Source organism: Pseudoalteromonas sp. SIMBA_162 (assembly GCF_046535955.1).
GTDB lineage: Bacteria > Pseudomonadota > Gammaproteobacteria > Enterobacterales > Alteromonadaceae > Pseudoalteromonas > Pseudoalteromonas marina.
The window spans coordinates 1-268 of the sequence record NZ_JAWJBQ010000477.1; the positions used below are offsets into that span (position 1 = coordinate 1).

1 protein-coding gene is annotated in these 268 nt (G+C 66.0%); it reads right to left on the minus strand.

The window, feature by feature from the left end; all coding sequences use genetic code 11:
• Window positions 1-268, minus strand: a 268-nt coding sequence (locus R0J88_RS20565; RefSeq protein ID WP_410900963.1) for a hypothetical protein, incomplete at both ends; no start/stop codon positions are given.

A 268-nucleotide genomic window follows, 5' to 3' on the forward strand; every position in this document is an offset into this window, starting at 1 on the left:
TCAGGTTCGGCGGAATGCCGAACTTCTCGGTAACGCCGTCCACGTCCAGCGTCTCGTTCTTCATGGTATTGACCAGGGTGATGTGCTCGTTCACCAGCTGGGCCATGTCCTTGTCGCCGGTGGAGATGACGGCGTCACGCCCGGCCTCGGTCGCCATGCGCGCCAGGGTGCCGATGACGTCATCGGCCTCGACGCCTTCCACGCACAGCAGGGGCAGGCCAAGGGCGCGCACGCAGGCATGCAGCGGCTCGACCTGCAGACGCAGGTC